Source organism: Providencia sp. PROV_01 (assembly GCF_053098325.1).
The window spans coordinates 1-491 of the sequence record NZ_JBRFKD010000016.1; the positions used below are offsets into that span (position 1 = coordinate 1).

Consider the following 491-nt stretch of genomic DNA (forward strand, 5'->3'; position numbering starts at 1 on the left):
TTAACCCTTTTGCCAGATTTGGTAACTATAATTTATGTTAGAGGCGAAGTCTTGGGTAAAAACTGGCCTAAAATTGCTGGGGATTTCAGGAAAGTAAACATCACCTTCCGGCTCGATGTCTATTGTAGATATATGTAGTGTATCTACTTGATCGATCAGGCTTTTGTATATCTCCCCACCACCTGAAACAATGACATGATCCGTTATTTTCTTTAGGTTGGTTAAAGCATCTTTAATTGATGGAAAGATCAATACGTTCTCATTGTCAGATGTAAAACTTGAACGTGTTACGACCGCATACTTTCGGTTGGGTAATGCTCCCATTGATTCAAAAGTCTTGCGTCCAACCAACAGCCATTGGTTATAGGTAATAGCTTTAAACAGGAGCTGTTCACCTTTGGCACTCCATGGAATATCAGGGCCATTCCCGATAACTCCATTCTTCGATATAGCTACCATTAGTGATAGTTTCACAATTCTTCCTCAGAGGT

1 protein-coding gene is annotated in these 491 nt (G+C 39.7%); it reads right to left on the minus strand.

What is annotated here, in order from left to right:
- Positions 1 to 474, minus strand: coding sequence for a trimethoprim-resistant dihydrofolate reductase DfrA1 (gene dfrA1, locus ACU696_RS21100; protein ID WP_000777554.1), 474 nt, complete (start codon positions 472 to 474; stop codon positions 1 to 3).
- Positions 475 to 491: the final 17 nt, after the last annotated feature.